Origin of the sequence: Noviherbaspirillum suwonense, assembly GCF_900182955.1 — a bacterium.
Lineage (GTDB): Bacteria > Pseudomonadota > Gammaproteobacteria > Burkholderiales > Burkholderiaceae_D > Noviherbaspirillum_A > Noviherbaspirillum_A suwonense.
Genome location: NZ_FXUL01000033.1, coordinates 1 through 23,456, shown reverse-complemented (window position 1 = coordinate 23,456; position 23,456 = coordinate 1). Strand labels below are relative to the sequence as shown.

At 64.3% G+C, this 23,456-nt stretch carries 22 protein-coding genes; 10 read left to right on the top strand and 12 right to left on the bottom strand.

Annotation, left to right across the window (positions count from 1 at the left end):
• Positions 1 to 74: 74 nt before the first annotated feature.
• Complete coding sequence (locus tag QOL82_RS26690; protein WP_283445365.1) at positions 75 to 248, bottom strand: CsbD family protein; 174 nt, start codon at positions 246 to 248, stop codon at positions 75 to 77.
• A 255-nt stretch (positions 249 to 503) separates the two neighbouring features.
• On the opposite strand from QOL82_RS26690, the gene QOL82_RS26685 reads away from it, so the two are divergent.
• Positions 504 to 668 (top strand): hypothetical protein, encoded by a 165-nt coding sequence (locus QOL82_RS26685; RefSeq protein WP_283445364.1) that lies wholly within the window; start codon positions 504 to 506, stop codon positions 666 to 668.
• A gap of 49 nt (positions 669 to 717) precedes the next feature.
• On the opposite strand, the gene QOL82_RS26680 is transcribed toward QOL82_RS26685, so the two are convergent.
• Positions 718 to 2,952, bottom strand: a complete 2,235-nt coding sequence (locus QOL82_RS26680) for a xanthine dehydrogenase family protein molybdopterin-binding subunit (protein WP_283445363.1) — start codon at positions 2,950 to 2,952, stop codon at positions 718 to 720.
• Positions 2,949 to 3,425 (bottom strand): (2Fe-2S)-binding protein, encoded by a 477-nt coding sequence (locus tag QOL82_RS26675; RefSeq protein WP_283445362.1) that lies wholly within the window; start codon positions 3,423 to 3,425, stop codon positions 2,949 to 2,951. Before QOL82_RS26675 ends, QOL82_RS26680 begins: the two co-directional genes overlap by 4 nt.
• A 399-nt stretch (positions 3,426 to 3,824) precedes the next feature.
• Between QOL82_RS26675 and QOL82_RS26670 the strand changes: the two genes are divergently transcribed.
• Both QOL82_RS26670 and QOL82_RS26665 read left to right on the top strand, forming a co-directional pair.
• Positions 3,825 to 5,495: a sensor domain-containing protein gene (locus QOL82_RS26670; RefSeq protein ID WP_283445361.1), complete on the top strand. Its 1,671-nt coding sequence runs from the start codon at positions 3,825 to 3,827 to the stop codon at positions 5,493 to 5,495.
• Between the two features lie 92 nt (positions 5,496 to 5,587).
• Positions 5,588 to 5,788: a hypothetical protein gene (locus QOL82_RS26665; RefSeq protein WP_283445360.1), complete on the top strand. Its 201-nt coding sequence runs from the start codon at positions 5,588 to 5,590 to the stop codon at positions 5,786 to 5,788.
• A gap of 12 nt (positions 5,789 to 5,800) precedes the next feature.
• On the opposite strand, the gene QOL82_RS26660 is transcribed toward QOL82_RS26665, so the two are convergent.
• Positions 5,801 to 6,142, bottom strand: a complete 342-nt coding sequence (locus tag QOL82_RS26660) for a hypothetical protein (protein WP_283445359.1) — start codon at positions 6,140 to 6,142, stop codon at positions 5,801 to 5,803.
• 500 nt (positions 6,143 to 6,642) lie between these two features.
• Here QOL82_RS26660 and QOL82_RS26655 point away from each other — a divergent pair, with 500 nt between their 5' ends.
• Positions 6,643 to 7,089: a hypothetical protein gene (locus tag QOL82_RS26655; protein WP_283445358.1), complete on the top strand. Its 447-nt coding sequence runs from the start codon at positions 6,643 to 6,645 to the stop codon at positions 7,087 to 7,089.
• 13 nt (positions 7,090 to 7,102) lie between these two features.
• Here the strand turns inward: QOL82_RS26655 and QOL82_RS26650 are convergent, their stop codons facing one another.
• Positions 7,103 to 8,044, bottom strand: a complete 942-nt coding sequence (locus QOL82_RS26650; protein WP_283445357.1) for a transglutaminase-like domain-containing protein — start codon at positions 8,042 to 8,044, stop codon at positions 7,103 to 7,105.
• Positions 8,045 to 8,259: 215 nt separating this feature from the next.
• Between QOL82_RS26650 and QOL82_RS26645 the strand changes: the two genes are divergently transcribed.
• Positions 8,260 to 9,024: an SDR family oxidoreductase gene (locus QOL82_RS26645; RefSeq protein ID WP_283445356.1), complete on the top strand. Its 765-nt coding sequence runs from the start codon at positions 8,260 to 8,262 to the stop codon at positions 9,022 to 9,024.
• A 91-nt stretch (positions 9,025 to 9,115) separates the two neighbouring features.
• A complete protein-coding gene (locus QOL82_RS26640; protein WP_283445355.1) occupies positions 9,116 to 10,102 on the top strand; it encodes a tripartite tricarboxylate transporter substrate binding protein in 987 nt (328 codons plus the stop codon).
• A gap of 109 nt (positions 10,103 to 10,211) precedes the next feature.
• Here QOL82_RS26640 and QOL82_RS26635 read toward each other — a convergent pair whose 3' ends face one another.
• Both QOL82_RS26635 and QOL82_RS26630 read right to left on the bottom strand, forming a co-directional pair.
• Positions 10,212 to 11,009 (bottom strand): DUF3014 domain-containing protein, encoded by a 798-nt coding sequence (locus tag QOL82_RS26635; protein ID WP_283445354.1) that lies wholly within the window; start codon positions 11,007 to 11,009, stop codon positions 10,212 to 10,214.
• A gap of 82 nt (positions 11,010 to 11,091) precedes the next feature.
• The gene (locus tag QOL82_RS26630) at positions 11,092 to 11,535 is read right to left on the bottom strand and encodes a hypothetical protein (protein ID WP_283445353.1); all 444 of its coding nucleotides are present in this window, start codon (positions 11,533 to 11,535) and stop codon (positions 11,092 to 11,094) included.
• 310 nt (positions 11,536 to 11,845) lie between these two features.
• Between QOL82_RS26630 and QOL82_RS26625 the strand changes: the two genes are divergently transcribed.
• Positions 11,846 to 12,958: a zinc-binding dehydrogenase gene (locus QOL82_RS26625; protein ID WP_283445352.1), complete on the top strand. Its 1,113-nt coding sequence runs from the start codon at positions 11,846 to 11,848 to the stop codon at positions 12,956 to 12,958.
• A gap of 74 nt (positions 12,959 to 13,032) precedes the next feature.
• Here QOL82_RS26625 and QOL82_RS26620 read toward each other — a convergent pair whose 3' ends face one another.
• The 4 genes from QOL82_RS26620 to QOL82_RS26605 form a co-directional block, all read right to left on the bottom strand.
• Positions 13,033 to 13,608 (bottom strand): winged helix DNA-binding protein, encoded by a 576-nt coding sequence (locus QOL82_RS26620; protein WP_283445351.1) that lies wholly within the window; start codon positions 13,606 to 13,608, stop codon positions 13,033 to 13,035.
• A 124-nt stretch (positions 13,609 to 13,732) separates the two neighbouring features.
• The gene (locus QOL82_RS26615; RefSeq protein ID WP_283445350.1) at positions 13,733 to 15,028 is read right to left on the bottom strand and encodes a TRAP transporter large permease; all 1,296 of its coding nucleotides are present in this window, start codon (positions 15,026 to 15,028) and stop codon (positions 13,733 to 13,735) included.
• A 10-nt stretch (positions 15,029 to 15,038) separates the two neighbouring features.
• A complete protein-coding gene (locus tag QOL82_RS26610; RefSeq protein WP_283445349.1) occupies positions 15,039 to 15,551 on the bottom strand; it encodes a TRAP transporter small permease in 513 nt (170 codons plus the stop codon).
• A 120-nt stretch (positions 15,552 to 15,671) separates the two neighbouring features.
• Entirely contained in the window at positions 15,672 to 16,646 is a 975-nt protein-coding gene (locus QOL82_RS26605) for a TRAP transporter substrate-binding protein (protein ID WP_283445348.1), read from the bottom strand.
• Positions 16,647 to 16,890: 244 nt separating this feature from the next.
• Between QOL82_RS26605 and QOL82_RS26600 the strand changes: the two genes are divergently transcribed.
• Together QOL82_RS26600 and QOL82_RS26595 are read left to right on the top strand one after the other, a co-directional pair.
• Entirely contained in the window at positions 16,891 to 20,562 is a 3,672-nt protein-coding gene (locus QOL82_RS26600) for a hydantoinase B/oxoprolinase family protein (RefSeq protein WP_283445347.1), read from the top strand.
• Positions 20,563 to 20,681: 119 nt separating this feature from the next.
• Entirely contained in the window at positions 20,682 to 21,125 is a 444-nt protein-coding gene (locus QOL82_RS26595; RefSeq protein WP_283445346.1) for a CHRD domain-containing protein, read from the top strand.
• A 60-nt stretch (positions 21,126 to 21,185) separates the two neighbouring features.
• On the opposite strand, the gene QOL82_RS26590 is transcribed toward QOL82_RS26595, so the two are convergent.
• The gene (locus QOL82_RS26590) at positions 21,186 to 21,509 is read right to left on the bottom strand and encodes a hypothetical protein (RefSeq protein WP_283445345.1); all 324 of its coding nucleotides are present in this window, start codon (positions 21,507 to 21,509) and stop codon (positions 21,186 to 21,188) included.
• A gap of 146 nt (positions 21,510 to 21,655) precedes the next feature.
• On the opposite strand from QOL82_RS26590, the gene QOL82_RS26585 reads away from it, so the two are divergent.
• A complete protein-coding gene (locus QOL82_RS26585) occupies positions 21,656 to 23,053 on the top strand; it encodes an amidase family protein (protein ID WP_283445344.1) in 1,398 nt (465 codons plus the stop codon).
• Positions 23,054 to 23,456 lie beyond the last annotated feature (403 nt).

Below are 23,456 nucleotides of genomic sequence, written 5' to 3'. Positions count from 1 at the left end.
GAGCAGCTCAAGCGAATCCGCGCGCAAAAAAACGGCGGCCGCAGCCGCCGTGCACTTTGGACTGGCTCGACCGTCTACCGGTTCTTGCCAGCGTCCTTCACATTGCCGACCGCCTTCTGTGCCTTGCCCTCGGCCTGTTTGGCCATGCCCTTGGCTTGCTGCTTGTTGCTGCCCATGGCCTCACCTGCCTTGGTTTGCACCTTGCCGACAGCATCCTTGACAGCCCCTTTGACCTGGTCCTTGTTCATGATGATCTCCTTTGTCGATAACGGCACATCGCACAGTGCGCTGCCAAATGCAGCATAGGCGCGTGCATTTCCGTCGCGGATAGGACAATTACTATTGATGACGTAGGACTTTTACGGACTTTTTTGGCCCGGCCATCCTGACTGGGCCGGATGACTACTTCCCCGAATCCTACGAACACTCTGCCGGAAGTCCTATTGTAGACAGGCATCGTTTCCCCTTATCCTGCTGCGACCATCACCAACGGAGCAGCTAACATGACCCAACGCGTCGGCAACAAGAATCAGGCACAGTTACGCGGCAAGCAAGAGCGCAAGGAAATCAGGCAGGGCAACCAGGAGCGCGAAGCAGTGCGGCGGGCTGCGGCCCGGGCCAAGTACCGCAACGCGGTAAAAGGCCAGCCACTAACCGCGACGGCCTGACAGCGCCGCAAGCCGGGAAGAAAAGCACTGCGTCGCCGCAGTGCTTTTTTTACGCCTTTTTCAACTGTGCAGCCACGATAGGCAGCTTGCGCTGCCGCTGCCCAGTGGCCGCATAGACCGCATTGGCCAGCGCGGGCGCGGCGGCCGCCGTGCCCGGCTCGCCGATGCCGCCCGGCGCATCGCTGCTCTGGGCGATGTGGACTTCGATGCGCGGCGCTTCGTTCATGCGCATCATCCGGTAGTCATGGAAGTTCGACTGCTGCACGCGGCCCTTGTCGAAGGTGATCTCATTCCATAAGGCTGCCGTCAGGCCGAAGATGACGCCGCTCTCGATCTGCGCCACGACGGTATCCGGATTCACCACCTGGCCGCAGTCGACCGCGCAGACCACGCGGTGGACCCGCACCTCGCCGTCATCGCCGACCGATACTTCCGCCACCTGCGCCATGTAGCTGCCGAACGCGAACTGCGTCGACAGCCCGCGCCCGACCCGGCGCCCGGGGATGGGCTGGAGCGGCTTGTCCCAGCTTGCCTTCTCGGCCGCCAGGTTGAGCACGGCGCGCATGCGCGGCGACTTGTCCAGCAGGTCGCGGCGGAAAGTGAGCGGATCCTGTTTCGACGCAGCCGCCAGTTCATCGATGAAGCTTTCGACCACGAAGATGTTGTGCGTCGGTCCGACGCCACGCCAGAACGCGGTCGGCACCGGCGGTTCGTGCCGGACATACTCGACCCGGACATTCGGTATCGCGTACGGCATGTCCTTGGCGCCTTCGACCGCATCCGGATCGACCCCGTCCTTCACCGCCGGCGGCGCGAAGCGCGCCATGATCGACGAACCGGTGACCCGGTGCGACCAGGACAGCGGCTTGCCCTTGTCATCCAGCGTGGCGCTGAGACGGTCGTAATAATACGGACGGTACATGTCATGCTGCACATCCTCCTCGCGGGTCCAGACGAACTTCACCGGCTGCTTGACCTGTTTGGCGAAGGCCACCGCCTGGGCGATGAAATCCACCTCCAGCCGGCGCCCGAAGCCGCCGCCGAGATAATGGTTGTGAACGCGCACTTTTTCCGGCGGCAGGCCGGTCAGCTTGGCCGCCGCGCCTTGCGCGAACGTCGGCACCTGTGTGCCGACGTAAAGATCGCAGCCGTCGGCCCGGAGGTCGACCGTGCAATTCATCGGCTCCATCGTGGCATGCGCCAGGAAAGGCATTTCATAGACGGCTTCGATCACCCGGCCGCCCTGCGGCGCCGGCTTGGATACGTCGCCGTCGTTGCGCGCCACCGCCGCGCCCTTGCCCGACTCGGCGGCGTTCTTCATGTCGGCGACGATGGTGGCGGTGGTCATCGCCGCATGCTGGCCGTCGGACCAGACCGGCTCCAGCGCCGCCAGGCCCTGCTTGGCCGCCCACATGTGCTCGGCCACGACCGCGACGGCATTGTCTATCTTCAGGACCTGCCGCACGCCCTTGACCGCCATGGCCTTCGTTTCGTCGGCCGACTGCAGCATGCCGCCCGGCACCGGCGACGCGGCGACCGTGGCGACCAGCATGTTGGGCAGCCTGACGTCGATGCCGAACTTGGCCTGGCCATTGACCTTTTCCGGGCTGTCGAGCCGCGCATGCTTCTTCCCGATCAAGGTGAAGTCGGAGGCTTTCTTCAGCACGATCACCTTGGGCACGGGCAGCTTGCTGGCCGCATCCACCAGCTCGCCGTAATGCATGCTGCGCCCGCTCGCGGCATGGGTCACCACGCCGTTCTTCGCCGTGCATTCGCCGGCCTTGACATTCCATGCCTGCGCGGCGGCGTCGACCAGCACCAGTCGGGCCGCGGCGCCTGCCTGCCGCAGCGGCTCCCAGGCAGCGCGCACCGATGTCGAGCCGCCGGTCACCTGTCCGCCGAGCAGCGGGTCGCTGTAGAGGCTGTTGTCGGCTGGCGCCTGCTCGAGCTTGACCTTCGAAAGGTCGACTTCCAGTTCCTCGGCCAGCAGCATCGGCATCGACGTAAACGTGCCCTGGCCCATCTCGACCTTGTGCATGATCAGCGTCACCGCGCCGGTGCGGTCGATGCGGATGAACGCGCCATGCTCCAGGCCGGGCGCTTCCTCGGCAGCCTTGCTGGCGGCCTTGCCGACCGCGGCTTCCGGTGGTGTCTCGTTGCGTTTCTCGGGCTTGCATCCGGCCAGGCTGAAGCCGACCAGCAGGCCGCCGCCCGCGGCGGCGCCGACACGCAGGAAGTTGCGTCGCGACGGCGACGGCGGCATAGGTTGGTTACGGGCGCTCATGAACGCGGCTCCTGGGAAGTTGGCTTGGCAGCGGCGATCTTGATGGCGGCGCGGATGCGGCTGTAGGTACCGCAGCGGCAGATATTGCCCGCCATGGCCGTATCGATGTCGGCGTCGCTGGGATTGGGCTTGTCGTGCAGCAGCGCAGTGGCCGACATGACCTGGCCGGACTGGCAATAGCCGCACTGCACGACATCGATCTCGCGCCAGGCGGCCTGGACCCTCTGGCCGACCGGATCCTGTTCGATCGCTTCGATGGTGACGACCTTTTTGCCGGCGACTGCCGACAGCGGCGTGACGCAGGACCTGACCGGCGCGCCGTCCACATGGACGGTGCAGGCGCCGCACTGGGCGATGCCGCAGCCGAACTTGGTGCCGGTCAGGCCGGCCACGTCGCGGATTGCCCAGAGCAGGGGCATATCGTCCGGCAAATCCAGCGTGGTGGAATTGCCGTTAAGTGTAAAAGCAGGCATGAATATCCTTTGTTGGGCGGGGAATCGGAGGGGATCGATTGTCTGCCCGGGCCGCCGCGCCGAGTTTGTTCACAGGCAAACGGATGTCAGGGAATGACACTGTCGGCAGCATGGGCAGCCACAGCCCGCTGCCCGGCCCACGATCCCGCAGCGCCGAAGGTCTGGCCAGCGATATTTTCTTATGGCAATAAAAGGCTAATCGCGTTAACATCGCGCAACATTTCAACCCGGTCGCAGAACCGGGTGACTGGAGATACGGCCGCGGAGCAGCAACCGTGGCCGCTGGGTAGTTGACCACCGCCCGATGCAGGCTGCAGCAGCACAGGCCGTCTTCACGGAACGCCCGGGGTGGGCAGAGTGGACGCACACGGCTGGCATGGGCATTACAGGTGCTTGGACATGGAAAATCTGTCATCGCATTGTGGCCGTGGGGCCAACATCGCCTTCTGGGAGATGGACGACCAGGATTGTTTTACTTTCCTGGACCATGACGGCACGTGGCAGCTGCCAGCCGCCGAAGGCCTTGCCCTGTCCGACTGGATGCGACAGGTCCACCCGGACGACGCAGAGCGCGTGCTGCAAGCCAGGCGCGACGCGCGGGCAGCGCAGCGGCGGTTCGCGGTGGACTACCGGATTGCCGCGGGCGACGGCAGTTATCGCTGGATCAGGGATGCCGGCACGCCGCGGCTGTCGAAGGAAAACGGCGCGGTCAGGCTGACAGGCGCATTCATCGACCTTTCCGAGCAACACGCGGTGGAGACCAGGCTGACGCAACTTGAAGCGGAGCATCGGCTCCTGACGGAAAATGCGCGCGACCTGATCGCCTGCAGCGACATGCATCACACCTACCTGTACGTGTCGCCGTCCCACCAGGAAATCCTCGGCTACACCCCGGCAGAGATGGTCGGGACCAATGTGCTGAGCTACCTGCACCCGTCGGACCTGGCAGCCATGAAACAGGCGCGCAATGCCGAGGCGGCAGGCCAGGCCGGCGCGGGCCTGCACAGCATGCGGGTCAGGCACAAGGACGGGCGCTGGATCTGGCTGGGTATCAATAGCCGCACCCTGCGCGATCCGCATACCGGGAAAAGCACCGGGTACGTGGCCGTCGGCCGCGACATCACCCAGCAGCTGACGGCCGAGCGCGAGCTTGCGCGCCGCGAGCAGCAATTCCGCAGCCTGACTTCGCTGTCTTCGGACTGGTACTGGGAAACCGACCGGCACGGATGCTTCAGTTTCCTGTCGGACGGCATCCAGGCCCGACTCGGCCTGCGCCCCGCGGACCTGCTGGGCACTTCGCTGGAAACCTTTGCGCTCGATGCGCGCGAACCGGGCTTCATCGAATGCCGCGACAGCGTGACGGCATGCCGGCCATTCCGCGACAAGGTCTATTCGGTCGGCCTGGCCGGCTATCCCGGCGTGGTCCGTCACATCCGCATTTCCGGGGAACCCATCTTCGACGACGGCGTTTTCGTCGGCTATCGCGGCGCGACCCGCGACGTGACCCGCGACGTGCGCAATGCCAGGGCGCTCGAACACATGGCCACGCATGACCACCTGACCGGGCTGGCGAACCGCGCGGTGCTGGAAGCGCGGCTGCTGCAGCGCACCCAGGACCGCCGGGGCGGCGCCGGCTGCGCAGTCTTCTTTATCGACCTCGACCGCTTCAAGGTCATCAACGACAGCCTCGGGCACAAGGCGGGCGACATGCTGCTGACGGAAATTGCGGCGCGGCTCAAGCGCAGCGTCCGGCCGGACGACGTCGTGGCCCGCCTGGGCGGCGATGAATTCGTCATCCTGGCCGAGTGCAGCCGGGGCGCGGATTCGGCCGGCGCCATCGCCGAAAAGCTGCTGCAGGCGTTGAATGCGCCGCATACCGTGCTCACCGAGACCGGTAGCCATATCCTGCGGCCGAGCGCCTCGATCGGCATCAGCCTGTATCCGCAGGATGGCGACATGGCCGAGCGCCTGCTGCAGGACGCCGACTGCGCGCTCTATCGCGCCAAGCGCGATGGCAGGGAGTGTTACCGCTTTTTTCATCCCGACATGCGGACGGCGGCAGCGGCCTGAATGCGCATCGCCCGGCCGGCGGCCGCGGCCGCATGTTAGTCAAAAGACCATGCTAGACTAAGAGATCGGGTCACTGTAACAGGGGAACGATAATGGTCACCATGCGAGTTTCGTCTACCGAAGTTCAGGCGGGCGACATCATTTATGTATTCGCGCAGTCCGCCGACGCGAATGCCTTCCAGGAGTGCGTCTCCGCGCTCGGCGTCAAATACTGCGAACTGGAGCTGCCGCCGCTGGACAAGCGCTATGCGCAGGCCGGTTCGGTCGAGCTCGACAGCGTTTCCACGCAATAAAGGCGCGGGGCTTCAGGCACGCAGCGTATGAAACATCAGGTAGGCGCACAGCGGCCAGGCCAGCACCGCGATCCTGCCTAGCGCCAGCCTGCCCGCCAGCCGTTCGACCAGAATGGCGGGAATGGTCGCCAGCGCACTCATTCCCAGCGGTATGACCGGCACCCACCAGGCCAGCGTCCAGCCGCAATACACCAAGTAGACGAACCCGGTCAGCATCCCGGCGAACGCCATTCCCGTCAATAGCAGCTTGGTCCAGCCGTCATCCGCGTAGACCTGCGCATACAGGCGCTGGTAATAAACGAAGATGCCGAACGCGCAGTAAAAGGCGATCGATGGCCAGGGCAGCAACTCCATATCCGGTATTCCTTATAAAACGCACATCCGGCGCGCCGCGGGGCCTGCATCCGGGACGCCATTCAACAAAATTCAGCGCTATGTCCGCAACGTTACAGACCGGGTCTGGCGCTTCGGACACAATGCCGCTTTGGCAAGGAAATCCGGGTACCGCCGGGGCTCCCTACCATGCCTTTGCCGGCATCGCTGTCCATGCCGCGCCCTGGCATTGTGACCCAGTTCCCGGCGGGAAGTCTTGCATGGCGGCCTGCATTTCGCGCCGGTGGTTGCAAGGCCGCCGTCCTTGCCCTGTTTCATCGCCAACAATATGAAAGAGGAGCAATGCGCATGAATTCTCGCCTGGATCGACGACATCGGTCGGGAGACCCGGCGCACGGACAGGACCTGCCGGAAGCTTGGCCTGGCATGCACATGCGCCAGCGGCGCAAGCGGCACGGACGCGATGGCGGCCGGTTCACGCTCCGTGAACCGGGATGCGCCGCGTGCCGGCCCGACATCCAATGAAGACATCCGACAAGGCGCAAGGGGAAGAGACCGTCCTGATCGATCCGGTGCACCACCTGGAAGACCAGGTGATGGCGCTGCGCGATGGCGGCATGACCTTCAAGGCGGCAGGCGAAGCGCTGGGCATGACGGCGTCGCGGGCGCGACATCTCTACCTCCGGGCCAGCCGCCGCAAGAACGGCAGGAAGCCGGTCTGGACCGACGGCCTGAACGAGCGGCTCGCCAGCCTGCTGCGCTGGCTTGAATTCAGCAACCGCGAGGAGGTGGCGCAGGCATACAGGAGCGGGCATATCCAGCGGCTGGCGCTGCGCGAGCGTGGCATCAGCGCAGCCAACCTGCTCGAACTGGAGCAGTGGCTGGACGCCGGCGGCAGCCTGCACCAGCCGCCGGAGAGCCAGGACGCGCAGGTCGGCGATGCATCCGACGCAGGGAAACCGCGCTAGGCGTATGCGGGCGCTAGCTGCCGCTTCCGCCAACGCCGGCGGCGCTAGCCGCGCCGGCCGCATAGTCCGGCATCTGCACCGGGTCGCCGACCCGCTCCCGCTGATGGTCGACCGGATAGGACCAGACCTGGAAATAGGCGGTGCTGGCCTGGCCGTAAATCGTCGCAAAAGCGCAGTCGACAGCGTCCATGCCATGCGCGATTTTTACCCGGCCCACATGCGGCCGGTTGTGACGCGGGTCGAAGACCTGCCAGCCGCCGTCTATCCAGGCTTCGACATAGGCATGGAAATCCAGGCCGATGTCGGAATCGTCCGCCTGAAACAGCGGCATGTAGCCAGCCACGTAACGGGCCGGTATGTCCAGCGCGCGGCATAGCGCCACCATCACATGGGCAAAGTCGCGGCAGACGCCGTAGCCGCGGTCGATCGCGCCGCAGGCAGACAGCGACGGGTCGCCCGAGCCGTACCGGTATTCGAGATGCCGGTGGGTCCATTCGCAAATGGCCCGGGCCGTGGCCAGCCCCGGAACATGATGGCCAAACAATTCCGACGCCCGCGCACCCAGCTTGTCGGACTCGCAAAACCGGCTGGGCCGGGTATAGCGCAGCACGTCCATCGGCAATGTCGCGGCCGTAAACACCGGTTCATGCAGCGGCCTGGTGGTCGTATCCCGCGCCTCGGCGCTGACGAACAGCACCGCGTCATGCTGCAGCCGGTTCGCGCCGGGAAGCAGCATCATCCGCAGCAGATGATTGCCGTGCGAGTCGCGCAGCTGCTCGATTTCCACGCCGGTGTCGATGCTGAACTGCTGCGCCACCAGCTCCTGGCCGGTAGCCAGGCGCGGCTGCACCATCAGCAGCATCGGCGCCGGTTCATCGACATCGTAATGGAGCGCGCAGCCTATCCTGATGGCCAGGGTATGGGGCGGCAGGTCTGGCAGCAGGGGCAGGTTCATGGAAAGGCGGACTCGGGACAAAACGGATCTGGGTGGGTTGCCGGCATCATCATTAACGACGGGATGCGCCGGTGCGAGCAGCCATTATGAACGCCATTGGCGTCGGCGGACCGCGGCATCTGCACCGCAATTCCATTCCGGACAAGCTTCAGGCTTCCGCGCGCGCGGATACAATACCGCGGTAACGCAAAACAATGACAACGATGGAGATAACAATGAAATCACTACAGGACCAGGTCGCCTGGGTTACCGGCGCAGGTTCCGGCATCGGGCTGGCCGCCGCCGAAGCGCTGGCGCAGGCAGGCGCCACGGTCGTCATGTCGGGCCGCAGGCGCGAGCTGCTGCAGGCGCATGCCGACGCCATACAGGCCAGCGGCGGCAGGGCGGAGGTCGAGGAGCTCGACGTCAGCGACGCCGACGCGGTCAACCGGGTCGCGCAGGCCATACTGGGGCGGCATGGCCGCGTTGACATCCTGGTCAATAGCGCCGGCCTGAATGTCCCCAACCGCTTCTGGAAGACCCAGTCGACAGCCGGCTGGAACGAGGTCATCCGGGTCAATCTCGACGGCAGTTACTACTGCATATCGGCAGTGCTGCCGGCGATGCGCGCCGCCCGCAGCGGGCTCGTCATCAACATCTCGTCCTGGTCGGGCAAGTACGACACCTACATGACCGGCCCCGCCTACAACGCGGCCAAGCATGCAGTCGTCGCGATGACTGCGCACCTGAACCAGGAAGAATGCGTCAACGGCATCCGCGCCTGCGCCGTATGTCCGGCCGAGGTGGCGACGCCGATACTCGACAAGCGCCCGGTGCCGCCGTCGGCCGAAGAGCGTGCCCGCATGCTGCAGCCCGAGGATATCGGGCGCACCATCCGCTTCATCGCCGAGATGCCGGCCCATGCCTGCATCAACGAGATCGTGATCAGTCCCACCTGGAACCGCATCTTCCTCGGCGCGTCGGACATCCAGCGCACCTGATCGCACCATCACAGAGCAAAACCGTTCCGCCCTCCAGGCGCATGACGCCTGGCAGGGCATTCTTATGTCAGCAAACAAGCAGGAGACACGCATGAAACTAGCAGCACAAATCTCGACGACAGCCGCGGTGTTGGCGGCCATCGTGGTCATCACGCCCATTGCCGGGCACGCGCAGGACAACTGGCCGAGCAAGCCCATCACCATGGTGGTGCCATTCCCGCCCGGCGGCGTCGCCGACACGGTGGGCCGGCCGGTCGCGGTGGCGCTCGGCCGCGAGCTCAAGCAAAGCGTCATCGTGGAAAACAAGGGCGGCGCCGGCGGTGCGATCGGCATGGCGCAGGTGGCGAGAGCTGCCGGGGACGGCTACACGCTCCTGATGACGCTGTCGTCGATTTCCATCCTTCCGGAAGCCGCCAAGGTGCTGGGGCAGGAGCCGCTGTACCAGCTGTCGCAGCTCAAGCCGATCGCCCGCTTTACCGCCGACCCGACCGTCCTTGTCGTGCGCGCCGACAGTCCATGGAAAAATCTCAAGGAATTCGTCGCCGCCATGCGGGCGAAGCCAGGCGCCTACAGCTACAGTTCATCGGGCAATTACGGCACCATGCATGTGCCGATGGAAATGCTCAAGCAGAATGCCGATTTTCGCATGCTGCACGTGCCTTACACCGGCGCCGGCCCCGCCGTGCTGGCCCTGCTGAGCGGCCAGGTCGACGCGGTGTCGACCGGGCCGGCCAGCGTGCTGCAGCATATCAAGGCGGGCAAGGTGCGGGCGCTGGCGCACTGGGGCAATGCGCCGCTGGCGGCGCTGCCGGGCGTGCCCAGCCTGAAGGAAGCCGGTTACCCTGTCGAGTTCGCGCAATGGTCTGGCCTGTTCGTGCCCGCGGCGACGCCGGACGCCATCGTGGCCCGGCTGCGCGCCGCCGCCCGCGCCGCGGCGGACGATCCGGCCGTGCGCCAGACCATCTCGTCGGCCGGCAGCCCGCTGCTGTATGTCGACACGCCGGAGTTTCAGGCCTACATCGACGCCGACGCGCGCAAGATGAAGGACGTGGTGCAGAAGATAGGCAAGGTCGAGTAAGCGCCGCAGCGGCCGGGAGAGGGCGGAGACGGGCGCGCAGCGCCGCGCCTTCGTCCTCGGGAGGCCTGCCGGTGATTCCGGCCAGGACCCTCGCCGGGACGCCGCCGTCCTACTGCCGCGCCGGCGCCGCGCCCCGCACCAGTTCGGCGCGGATCTCGCGCAGCTTGGCCTTGACCACCAGCGCGTTCTGGCTGCCCATGCGCAGCATGATCTTGTGCCCGGCCGAAGCGCGCTCGAGCTGGGGGTCGGCGAATTTATAGACGATGTGCGGCTGGGTCAGCTTCAGCGGCCCGTCCGCGGTCGGCGCTGCCAGCAGGTGGTCGATCACCTCGACCAGGCGGTCATTGAAATACCCCTTCGGATAGCCAAGGTCCACGTACGCCGCCTGGAACAGCGGATAAAAATTGATATACAGGCTGACCAGCTGGGCGGCATCGGTGCGCCTAGCCAGTTCGACATAGGGCAGGTAACGCGCGGCATTGGCTGGCGCAATGGTGGTGTCGCCGCCGGACTTGCCGACGATGAATGCGCCGGGCACCGGCTTGGTCGGCAGCAGCCGGGTGGCGACGGTTTCGCGCGGCAGGTTGTCGATGGTCGCCACCATGTGGCGGACCATGCTGTCCAGCCCGAACAGCTGCTGCACCGACTGCCGGCCGAAATAATTCACGAGCGCGTCGCGCACCGTGTCGTCGCTGCTGTCGAGCGGCGGCAGCTGCGCCGCCGGCACCTCCGGTAGCGGATGGAGGATGGCCGGCTCCACCGGCCTGGCGTCGACCTGCGCGGATGGGGCCGGCGCCGTCACCTGCGCTTCCGGCGGCGACGGCGGTGTCTTGGTCAGGTAAAAAAAGCCCGCCACGGTCGCCGCGGCGATCGCGACCGCGACGCCGGTGGTATAGGTTCGTTTCATATCGTTGCCCTGCTAGTGACTTGACGGCACTGCCGCCGCAGTAGCTTCGATTGCAGCACGAAACGCTTGGTTCCGCTCGCGTTCAGCGACGCTCGCCGGCCGGCGGCGCATCGCCATCGTGCCGCGCGAACAGGCCGTATTCGTCGAGGATGGCATAGCCGACGTCGGGATGGTTGTCCAGGCAGCGGCGGATGGCGGCCGGTATCGCCTGGCGGGTCTTGCGGCACAGTCCCGGCCGCTCGGCGACCTGTATCTGGAAGCCGCGCGTGGTGCGGACCTCATTCGGACCCGGCTCGATCCGCAATTCGATTCCCAGCAATTGCCGCATCCGGTCGAGCATGCGCTTGAGTTCCGGCAAGGTGCTGACCGCTTCGAGCCGTGCCAGCAGCCGCTTTTCCTCTTCCCTGGTCAGCGCGAGAATCCGCTTGTCGCCGGACGGGTCCGACAGCAGGCTGTCGAGGTTGCACTCGCACGCTCCCGGCGGGCAGGGATTACGTATCAGGACAGGGACAGCCGCTTCTGACATGCCTGTGACGCTCCGGACGGTGGATGGCGATGCCATCATGGTTTTGGATCGAGCTGGCGAGTATCCATGCTGGCCGAAGGCGTGTCAAACAGGCGGTCATCAGCAGTGTGCCCGGCTTTCCCGGTGCCTGGGCCGGCGCGACGGTGGACTGGTCCCGCCGCCCCCGCGGGTCGCTGCCGCATCCTCCACGCGCCGGACCCGCACGCGGGCGGCAGGCCGGCAATTGACAATCTGACTGCGTTGCAATTAAGGTCTGGCTGAACGCACGCGGCGCAGCGGCGCGTGACTTTGACCCACTACAGGAAATCCCATGGAACAACGAGCGAAGGCGGTCGTCTGCCGCGAGATCAATGCCCCGGTCACGGTAGAAGAAATCATCGTCGAGCCGCCGCGCTACGGCGAGGTCATGATCAAGCTGGCGGCCTGCGGCGTCTGCCACAGCGACCTGTCGGCCACCAATGGCACCATTCCCTTCCCGCCACCCGTGGTGCTGGGCCACGAAGGCGCCGGCCGCATCGTGGCCGTCGGCGACGGCGTTTCCGATTACAAGGTGGGCGACCATGTCGTCAGCTCCTTCGTCAGCATGTGCGGCAAGTGCCGCTATTGCCAGACCGGCCGGCCGCAACTGTGCGACCAGGCCGCGAAGGCCGCGATCAGCCTGCCCGACGGCACGGTGCGCACACGCGACCTTGCCGGCAACCGGCTCAATGTCTTCTCCGGTTGCGGCGTGATGGCGGAATACGCCACGCTGCACATCGACAATGTCGTCAAGGTAGACCAGCAGATGCCGCTCGACAAGGCCGCCCTGATCGGCTGCGGCGTGATGACCGGCTACGGCGCGGCGGTCAACACCGCGAAAGTGGACGCCGGCTCGGTCGCGGTGATCTTCGGCTGCGGCGGCGTCGGCCTCAATGCGATCCAGGGCTGCGCGATTTCCGGCGCGCGGATGATCGTCGCCGTCGACACATCGGATGCCAAGCTGGAGGCGGCGCGCGAGTTCGGCGCCACTCACGTGATCAACAGCGCCGCCGAGGAAAACCCGGTCAAGGCCATCATCCGCCTGACCGAAGGCGGCGCCGACTATGCATTCGAATGCGTCGGCCTCGGCGAGATTGCCGCGCAGGCTTACGGCGTGCTGCGCAAGGGCGGCACCGCAGTGGTGGTAGGGGTGGCAAACCAGAAGGACATGACCTCGATACGCACCGCCACGCTGACTTTCGGCGAAAAAACCCTGACCGGCAGCTACTTCGGTTCGGCCCGGCCGCGCGAGGATTTCCCGCGGCTGATCGGCCTTTACCGGACGCACCGGCTGAAGCTGGATGAATTGATCAGCCGCACTTACACCATCGACGAGGCGCCGCAAGCCTTCGCCGACATGCAGGCCGGCCGCAATATGGCGCGCGGCGTCATCCTGTTCGAGTAAAGGAAGGCGAGTAATGGCCGGCGAGTGACAGCCGGCGAGTCAAAGCCGGCGAGTCAAAGCTGGCCCTACGCATCTCACAGCGACGTGGCGGCGCGGGCCGCCTGCTCGTACAGGCCGGACAGCACGCGCAGGAAACGCGCCAGTTCGCTGAGCTCGAAACCCTCGGTGCCGCTTCCGGTCAGCCCCGACACCAGGACCTGCTCGCGGATTTCGTAATAGCGCTGGCACAGGGCCTGGCCTTCTTCGTTGGTCGAATACAGGACTTCCTTGCCACGCTTCTCGGTCTTCACCAGGCCGAGCGCCTGCAATTTCTTCAGCGAATAATTGACGACATGGGTGTCTTCGATATTCAGGATGAAGGCGATGTCCGCGAGTTTTTTCTCTCGCGCCCGGTGATTGATGTGGTGAAGCACCAGCACGTCGGTAATCGTCATGTCGTTGACGCCCGCCGCCGTCATGCAGCGCACCGCCCAGCGGTTGAACGCATTGCTCGCGATGATCATCCCGAACTCGAACTCGCTCAGTTCGGCGCTGCGTCCCGAGGCCAGGTGCGCCGACGAGACGATGGCGGCCTTGCCGGATAACGAGGCCGGCTTCGCCGCGTCGGCGCTGTGCTGATTCGCGCCATTGGCGCTCTTTTGCTTGGGCATGGCTGCTGGACTCCTGGTGAACGCCGGGCCGGCCCATGCGATCCGCAGGAGCCGGCGCTTTCCGGTGCTGGAGCGGCCACCCGGTCATTGTCCTGGCGCCCGGCCAGTGACCGGGCAGCAATGCTTATCGCATCTGCTGCGGCAGCATGGTAACAATACCTGGAACAAAATACACCAGCAGAACCGCCGCCAGCATCAGGAAGAACAGCGGGAGCGCATTTCGGGCAATCGTGCTGATCTCCTTTTTGGTCAGGCTCTGCAGCACGAACAGATTGAAGCCGACCGGCGGCGTGATCTGCGCCATCTCCACCACCAGCACGATGAAAATGCCGAACCAGACGAGGTCGATGCCGGCCTTTTCCACCGTCGGCAGCAGCACCGATATGGTCAGCACCACCATCGAAATGCCGTCGAGGAAGCAGCCCAGCACCACGAAAAAAACGATCAGCGCCAGGATCAGCATGAACGGCGACAGGTTCAGGGAACCGACGAACTCGGCCAGGTGCCGGGGCAGGCCGATGAAACCCATGGCCAGGGTGAGAAAGGCGGCTCCGGCAAGGATCAGTCCGATCATGCAATAAATGCGCGTGGCGCCCAGCAGACCTTCCTTCAGGGTCTTCCAGTTCAGCGTCCCTTCGACCTTCGACAGCAGCAGCGAGCCGGCGACGCCGAACGCAGCCGCCTCGGTCGCGGTGGCCACGCCGGAATAGATCGAGCCGAGGACCAGGCAGATCAGGCTGACGACCGGGATCAGGTGGCGCGACGCATGCAATTTCTCGCGCAGGCTAGTGCGTTCGCCCGCTGCCGGGATGGCGCCGGGATGCAGCAGCGACCACACCATCACGTATCCCATGAACAGCAGCGCCAGCATGATGCCCGGCAGCACGCCGGCCAGGAACAGCTTGGCGATTGATACGTTGGCTGCCACGCCATAGACGATCATGATGATGGACGGCGGAATCAGCAGGCCCAGCGTGCCGGCGCCGGCCAGCGTGCCGATGGCGATGTCGTCCGGGTAGCCGCGCTTCTTCAGTTCGGGCAAGGCGATCTTGCCGATGGTGGCGCAGGTGGCCGCCGACGAGCCCGACACTGCCGCAAAGATGGCGCAGCCGATGATGTTGACATGGAGAAGGCGGCCCGGCAGCCGCTCCAGCCAGGGCGCCAGCCCGCGAAACATGTCCTCGGACAGCTTGCTGCGGAACAGGATTTCTCCCATCCATAGAAACAGCGGCAGCGCGGTCAGGGTCCAGCTGGACGTCGAACCCCAGATGGTGAGCGCCATGCTGTCGCCGGTCGGGCGGCTGGTCAGCGTTTCCATCGCGAATACGGCCACGCCAAGCAAGGACAGGCCTATCCAGAGTCCGGAGCCCAATACCGCGAGCAGCAGCCCGATCAGCAGGAAGGTAATCATCAGTTCCATTGTATTGCTCCTACTCGGTGCGGGCCATTTCGGCCGCGGGATCCACATTCACTTCCTCGCCTGACAGCTTCAGGACCAGGTCTTCGACAAAGGCCAGCGCCAGCCCGAACGCGCCCACGGCCATCGCCACCTGCGGAATCCACAAGGGCGTCGCGTCGGCGCCGCCCGATATGTCGTGGGTTGCATAGGACACATAGACCAGCCGCGCCGCATACCAGGCCAGATAGCCGGTCAGCCCAGTGGCCGATAGCAGGCACCAGTAGTCCAGCACCTTGCGCGGCGTGCCGCGCAGCTTCCCCAGCAGCAGGGTCACGCGGATATGGTCGCCATTGCGTAGCGTCGCCGGCAGCGCCAGAAACAGCGAGGCGGCGATGGAATAGCCGGCATAGGCGTCGAGGCCGGGCAGGTCCAGGCTGAATTCGCGGGCGGCGACGCCGATCAGTATCGCCAGCAGCGTAACAACCATGGACAGGGCCGCCAGATAAAGCAGCCCCTGGTAAAAGCGGTCTAACAGGTTTCGCATTTTTGCCTCTTGTGAAATGCCGTGCGCCGTTTCAGGGCGGAAAAAATCCTTCGGTACTGCGGTCTGCTTATTTCAGCCCAATAAAAAAGCCATCTGCGGGAGATGGCTTTTATGGCGTCCTTAATTCTTCCGGTAGGCCTCGACGATTTGCCGGCCCTGTTCGCCTGCGGTCTTGATCCACTCGGCAGTCATGGCGTCGCCTATCGTCTTCAGCTCGGCCTGGAACGCCGGCCCTGGCACCGCGACCTTCATGCCGTTGGCGGCAAGCTGTGCGGTGAACTCGGTGCTCTTTTGCTGGCTGACTTTCCAGGCGCGGACTTCCGCTTCCCTGGCCGCGTTCACCACCGCTTCCTGCGCGGCGGGGTTCAAGCCGTCAAATGCCTTCTGGCTGACGACGATCGCATTCTTTGGAAACCAGGCATTGACCTCGTAAAAATGCTTGACCTGTTCGTACAGCTTGTTTTCGACGCCGCTCGCATTCGAGGTCAGGAAATTGTCTACCGCGCCGGTCGCCAGCGCCTGCCCCAGTTCCGCCAGCTGTATGGTCGCCGGTTGCGCCTTCATCAATTGCGCGATGCGGTTGGTCGCCGGGTTATAGGTGCGCATCTTGGTGCCGCGCAGGTCGGCAACCGACGCCACGGGCTTGATTGAATACAGGCTCTGTCCCGGCCAGGGCGAGACGAACAGCAGCTTCAGCCCCTGCGTTGCCAGCGCCTTCTCGACCGCGGGACGGGACGATTCGGACAGCCGCCTGGCGTCCGCGTAGCTGCTGGCGAGGAAGGGAACTGCATCGACGCCGAACAGCGGGTTTTCATTGGCAGCGCCGGAAAGAAGGAATTCGCCGATCTGCGCCTGCCCGGTCTGCACGGCGCGCTTGATTTCGTTGGCCTTGTACAGGGAGCCGTTCACATGCACCGTCATCGTGAGCTTGCCGCCGCTTGCCTTCTCGACATCCTTGGCGAACTGGACCACGTTTTCAGTTTGGAAACTGTTGGCGGAATAACCGGTGGGAAAGTCCCATGTGGTCTGGGCACCGGCTGTGCAATAAGCGCCCATTAGTGCGATAGCAATGAACAGGCTGCGTTTAGTGATCATCTTTGTCTCCTGGCTAGGTGAATGAGCCTGGGCTAGGTGGAAAAAATTTGCATCTTGTTCCCCTCTACGAAGGCTGCCGACCACATTATTCGCAACGGATGCCGGAATTTATAAAAACAGTATGTAAATAAATTATCAAATAAAACGTATACAAGTTAATAGAATTTTGTTGGCATAATGCGCGTCAGACTATCCTGAAGCGCCCCCCGCGCTGCCAGCCTTTCATCAAGACGGAGACAAGCACATGAAGCAAACGCCGGTTTCACTTGGCCAGTCCGATAAACGATGGCAGTTCTGGATAGACCGCGGCGGCACCTTTACCGACATCGTGGCCCGCCGCCCGGATGGCAGCCTGCAGACCCATAAGCTGCTGTCGGAAAACCCCGAGCAATACCCGGATGCGGCTGTCGCCGGCATCAGGAAGATGCTGGGCCTGGACGCATTCGAAGCCATCCCGCAGGCGCTGGTCGAAGCGGTAAAGATGGGCACGACAGTGGCTACCAATGCGCTGCTCGAGCGCAAGGGCGAGCCGCTGGTGCTGCTGGTGACCCGCGGCTTCCGGGATGCGCTGCGCATCGCCTACCAGAACCGGCCCCGGCTGTTCGACCGGCACATCGTGTTGCCCGAACTGCTTTACCGGGAAGTCATCGAGGTCGACGAGCGGCTGGACGCGCACGGCAAGGTGGTCCTGCCGCTGGACGAGGCCGCGGTCAGGCAAGCGCTGGAGACACGTTACGCGGCGGGCTACCGGACCGCCGCCATCGTGCTGATGCATGGCTACCGCTACGCCGAACATGAACAGCGCGTCGAGGCAATTGCCAGGGAGGTCGGCTACACGCAGGTATCGGTCTCGCACAAGGTCAGCCCGATGATGAAATTCGTGTCCCGCGGCGACACCACCGTGGTTGACGCCTACCTGTCGCCGATACTGCGCCGCTATGTCGACCAGGTCGCCGGCCAGATGAACGGCGTGCGCCTGCTGTTCATGCAAAGCAACGGCGGACTGACCGACGCCCGCAGCTTCCAGGGCAAGGACTCCATCCTTTCCGGTCCCGCCGGCGGCATCGTCGGCATGGTGCGCACCGCGAAAACCGCCGGCTTCGACCGCATCATCGGCTTCGACATGGGCGGCACGTCGACCGACGTATCCCACTATGCAGGCGAGTTCGAGCGCGAGTTCGAGACCCAGGTCGCCGGCGTGCGCATGCGCGCCCCGATGATGAGCATCCATACCGTCGCCGCCGGCGGTGGCTCCATCCTGCATTTCGATGGCAGCCGTCTTCGTGTCGGGCCCGACAGCGCCGGCGCGAATCCCGGCCCAGCCTGCTACCGGCGCGGCGGACCGCTTACCGTCACGGACTGCAATGTCATGCTGGGCAAGATCCAGCCCGCCTATTTTCCGGCCGTGTTCGGCAGCAATGCCGATCAGCCGCTCGACCGCGACGTCGTCGTCCGCAAGTTCAGCGCGCTCGCCGATGAAATCCATCGCGCCACCGGAAAACGGCGCACGCCGGAGGAAGTCGCCGAGGGCTATATCGAGATTGCGGTAGGGAACATGGCCAACGCCATCAAGTTCATCTCCGTCCAGCGGGGCCATGACGTGACCGGCTACACGCTGACCACCTTCGGCGGCGCCGGCGGCCAGCATGCCTGCCTGGCCGCGGATGCGCTGGGCATGACTAGGGTCTTCGCCCATCCGCTGGCGGGCGTGCTGTCGGCCTACGGCATGGGCCTGGCCGACCAGACCGTCATGCTCGAGCAGGCGGTCGAAGCCAGCCTGGACGCAGAACTGGCCGAACGGCTCCGCGCCGAGCTGGCCGCGCTGTCTCAGCGGGCCAGCGCGGGACTCGTCGCCCAGGGCATGGACGCCGGCCGCATCCGGGTCGTGGAGCGCGCGCATCTGCGCTATGCCGGCACCGACTCGGCGATCGTGGTCGACTTCGCCGGCATCGACGCCATGTGTAGCCAGTTCGAAGAGGCCTACCGCAAGCGCTATTCCTTCCTGATGAGCGGCAGGGAGCTGGTCGTCGAAGCCATTTCGGTCGAGGCCATCGGGGCGTCGGATGGCGACATGGCGACGCCCGAGCAGATTGGCCCGCGCGACGGTCCGCTGGTCGCTGCCGATACCGTGCAATTATTCTCGTGCGGCCAGTGGCACGAGACCGCGCTATACCTGCGCGAGGAGATGCGCGCCGGCGACCTGGTGCGCGGGCCGGCCATCATCGCCGAACGCAATGCGACCAATATCGTCGAGCCCGGCTGGTCGGGCGAGGTCACCGCGCTCGACCACCTGGTCATGCGCCGCACCGAGGCGCGCCCGGTGCGACGCGCAATCGGCACCGAGGCCGACCCGGTGCTGCTGGAAGTCTTCAATAACCTGTTCATGTCGATCGCCGAGCAGATGGGGTTGCGCCTCCAGAACACGGCTTTCTCGGTCAACATCAAGGAGCGCCTGGATTTTTCCTGCGCGCTGTTCGATGCTGGCGGCAACCTGATTGCCAATGCGCCGCACATCCCGGTCCACCTCGGGTCGATGGGTGAAAGCATCAAGACCATCATGCGCGAAAATGCCGGCAGGATGCGGCCGGGCGATGTTTACATGCTCAACGATCCCTATCACGGCGGCACCCATCTGCCCGACGTGACCGTGATTACCCCTGCCTTCGACGCCAACGGCCGCGATGTGCTGTTCTATGTCGGCTCCCGGGGTCACCATGCGGACATCGGCGGCATCACGCCGGGCTCTATGCCGCCGGACAGCACCGTCGTGGAAGAAGAGGGCGTGCTGATCAATAATTTCAAGCTGGTCAGCGCCGGACGCTTGCTCGAAGCGGAAACGGTGGCGCTGCTGTCCTCCGGCCGCTACCCGGCGCGTAATATCAGCCAGAACCTGGCGGACCTCCAGGCCCAGGTCGCGGCCAACCAGAAAGGCGTCGACGAGCTGCTGAAGATGGTCGGGCACTTCGGGCTGGACGTGGTCCGGGCCTATATGAACCACGTCCAGGACAATGCCGAGGAAGCGGTGCGCCGCGTCATCCCGACGCTGGCCGATTCCTCCTTCGAATACCGGCTCGACAATGGCGCGCTGATCAGGGTGGCGATCCGGGTCCATCATGCCGAACGCACTGCCGACATCGACTTCACCGGCACCTCGCCGCAGCTGCCCAACAACTTCAATGCGCCGAGCGCCATCTGCATGGCAGCCGTTCTCTATGTGTTCCGGACGCTCGTCGATGACGACATCCCTCTCAACGCCGGCTGCCTGAAGCCGCTGAACGTGATCATTCCCGAAGGCTCGATGCTCAACCCGCGCTACCCGGCCGCGGTCGTGTCCGGCAATGTCGAAACATCGAGCTGCATCACCAATGCGCTCTACGGCGCCCTCGGGACGCTGGCATCCTCGCCGGGCACCATGAACAACTTCACATTCGGCAATGCGCAGCATCAGTATTACGAGACCATTTCCGGCGGCTCGGGCGCGGGCGAAGGCTTCGACGGAACGGACGTGGTCCAGACACACATGACCAATTCGCGCCTGACCGACCCCGAAGTGCTCGAATGGCGCTATCCGGTGCGGCTGGAGAGCTATGAAATCCGGCCGCGATCCGGCGGACCGGGCCGCTGGCATGGCGGCAACGGCAGCATACGCAAGATACGTTTCTTGGAAAAAATGACGGCTTCCATCCTCTCGAATAACCGCCTGATTCCGCCATTCGGCGCCGCCGGGGGCGAACCGGGCGCCTGCGGCCGCAACTACGTGGTCCGGGCCGAAGGACGCGAGGAGGAATTCAGCTTTGTCGCAAGCACCGACATGCATGCCGGCGATGTCTTCGTGATCGAGACGCCGGGCGGCGGTGGATATGGCAAACCAGACATGCAGGAGGCGCCAGCGACGCCTGGCGCCACGCACGGTTAATGCTTGTACGCATGACAACAGCGTAAGGGTTGCGTAGTATGCAAGGTGTCCGCTAATCGCGCCCTGCAGGTCGGCACGTTGCGGGCGCGTCCAATAACTCGAACTCCTGGAGACATGACATGCATTATTTCAGCAAGACAGTCAGGTTGGCTTCCGCTGCTGCCATCGTATTGCTCGCCGCAGCCTGTTCTTCAATGGGAGGCGGCGGCGGCATCACCGAGAAAACCAGCCCCGCATTGACGGGTGCGCAGGAAGTGCCGCCGGTGTCCACGTCGGCTTCAGGCCGCAGCACCATCTCGGTCGCTTCCGACCGCTCGGTGAGCGGCGCGGTGATCGTGACCGGCATGGAGCCGACGATGGCGCACATTCACCAGGGTGCAAGGGGAGCCAACGGCCCGGTTGTCGTGCCGCTCGTCAAGACCGCACCGATGACCTTCAGCGTGCCCGCTGGCGCAAAGCTCACCGATGCGCAGTACGAAGCACTAAAGGAAGGCAAGCTGTATCTGAACGTCCACAGCGCCGCCTACCCGGGCGGCGAGGTACGTTTGCAAATGGCGCCCTGAGTTAGGCAGTTGACGCGACTTGCCCGGTCCCGGGCTGGTCGCGTCGGACCATCGCCATGCTTAACAGGCAGATTTCTCCTGCGGCGCCGCGGACATGCGTCCGGCATTTTGCGCGCCCGGTTCGAAGCATCCGCCGTCGGTCGGCAATTTCGACGGTTGCGCAAGCTGCATGGCAATCTGCTTCCCGTAGCGCTCGGCGGCCGTCAGCGCGTCGTTGCGGGCATCGAAGGTCGTCTTGACATGGTGGGTCTTGCCGCGCACGAAGGCATTGCCGTCGCCGACCTTGTGAAGGAAATGAACAATGCCTTCAAATTCATGGTGAGCCGTTTTTCGGGCTTCGCAGTAAAAATACTGGCCGGCTTCTTCGAGCAGCATCTTGATCATCATGGCTTGTTTCCTCCCCTTTTGAAAAACCATCGTAGCATCAAAATAGTTGCAAATAGAACAATTTATGGGGGGATTTGACGAGAAACAACTGTGCACACAACATTAACAATAAAACAACTCTATAAATGAGAAAAGGAAGAGACATGTCTGATTTGTGGCGCTTATCGGCAGCACAGGCAACAGCAATGTTCCGGGCCGGCGATGTTTCAGCTCGGGAACTGGCGCAAGCCGCATTGGACCGGCTTGCCGCCGTCAACCCTTCGATCAATGCCGTGGTCGATTTTCGCCCGGACGATGTGCTGAACCAGGCCGACTCCGCCGATGCGGCCCGCTCCCGCAACGAGCCATTGGGCATCCTGGCGGGCGTGCCAGTCACGGTGAAAGTCAATGTGGACCAGGCCGGTTACGCCACGACCAACGGCGTCACCCTGCAAAAGGATCTGATCGCCCAATCCAACAGCCCGGTCGTGGACAACCTGCGCAAGGCCGGCGCGCTCATCCTGGGTCGCACCAACACGCCTGCTTTCAGCTACCGCTGGTTCACCAGCAACCAGCTTCACGGCAGCACCCGCAACCCGCACGATCCGGCGCTAACGCCCGGCGGTTCCTCCGGCGGGGCCGCCGCCGCTGTCGCCGCCGGTATTTGCCACCTGGCGCACGGCACCGATATCGCGGGGTCGGTACGCTATCCGGCGTATGCCTGTGGCCTGCACGGCCTGCGTCCGACGCTGGGACGCGTCGCCGCTTACAACGCGGCCCTGCCGGAGCGTGCGATCGGGCCGCAGCTGACGGCCGTGTCCGGCCCGATCGCGCGCACGATCGAGGATATCGAACTGGGACTGGCCGCGCTGTCGGCGCATGATCCACGGGACCCGTGGTGGGTGCCCGCGCCGCTGCAGGGGCCGGATGCGCCGCGGGTGGCGGCACTATGCATACGGCCTGACGGCCTGCAGACGGCCCCGGAAGTTGAGTCGGCGCTCCGTGACGCCGCAGAACGGCTACGGGCGCGCGGCTGGCGGGTCGATGAAGTCGACAACCTTCCGCCGCTGAAGGAGGCGGCCGAGCTGCAGATTAGACTGTGGCTGGGAGATGGCTATGCCGGCATGGAAGCGGCCGCGTTGAAGGAAAACGATCCCGGGGCGCTGGCCGCACTTGCTGGGCACAAGGCGCTGGCCGAACAACTGGATCTGCCGGCCATTTCGCATGCGCTGGTCCGGCGGGCGACGCTCCTGCGGATGTGGCAGCTGTTCCTGGTCGATTATCCGGTCGTCCTGCTGCCGGTGTCGGCAGAGCTGCCATTCGCCGATAACCTGGACCTGAAGGATGATGCCTCCTACGCGCGGGTATGGAGCGCGCAGATGACGCAGATTGGCTTGCCCTTGCTTGGATTACCCGCGCTGACCGTATCGACCGGTTTTAGCGGAAAGACCCCGGTCGGCGTCCAGCTCGTTGCCGGCCGTTTCAGGGAAGACCTTTGCCTGGCTGCCGGACGCGACATCGAGAGCGGCGGTCAGCCGGTGCTGCCGGTCGATCCCGCCTGATTGCCTCCCAGCGATTGAAACCCGGTGGAGCACGACTGCTTCCACCGGTTCTTATCGAAAAAACAAGGAGCAAAAACTTTTTGAAAAATCCTTGAATTTGGGCTTGCAGGGCGCAAAAAGCCTCTCTATAATTCGCCTCCTCGCTGATGCAGCAAGACAGCAGCAAGCGAGGCAGTAACGAATAAGCAGCAACGACAGGCAGACACAACGCTCTGCCACATCGAAAGTTCTTTAACAACTAACAGCCGATAAGTGTGGGCACTTGATGGAGTGCACCGGCAGCAATGCCGGAATGCTCAAGTTATATAAAGCAAGTGCTCACGCAGAAGAAATACAGAAAGGTTCGCAAGAACACAACTGTCAGTATTTTGAGTGAGCGACGGTTCCGTGTCACAGCGGAACC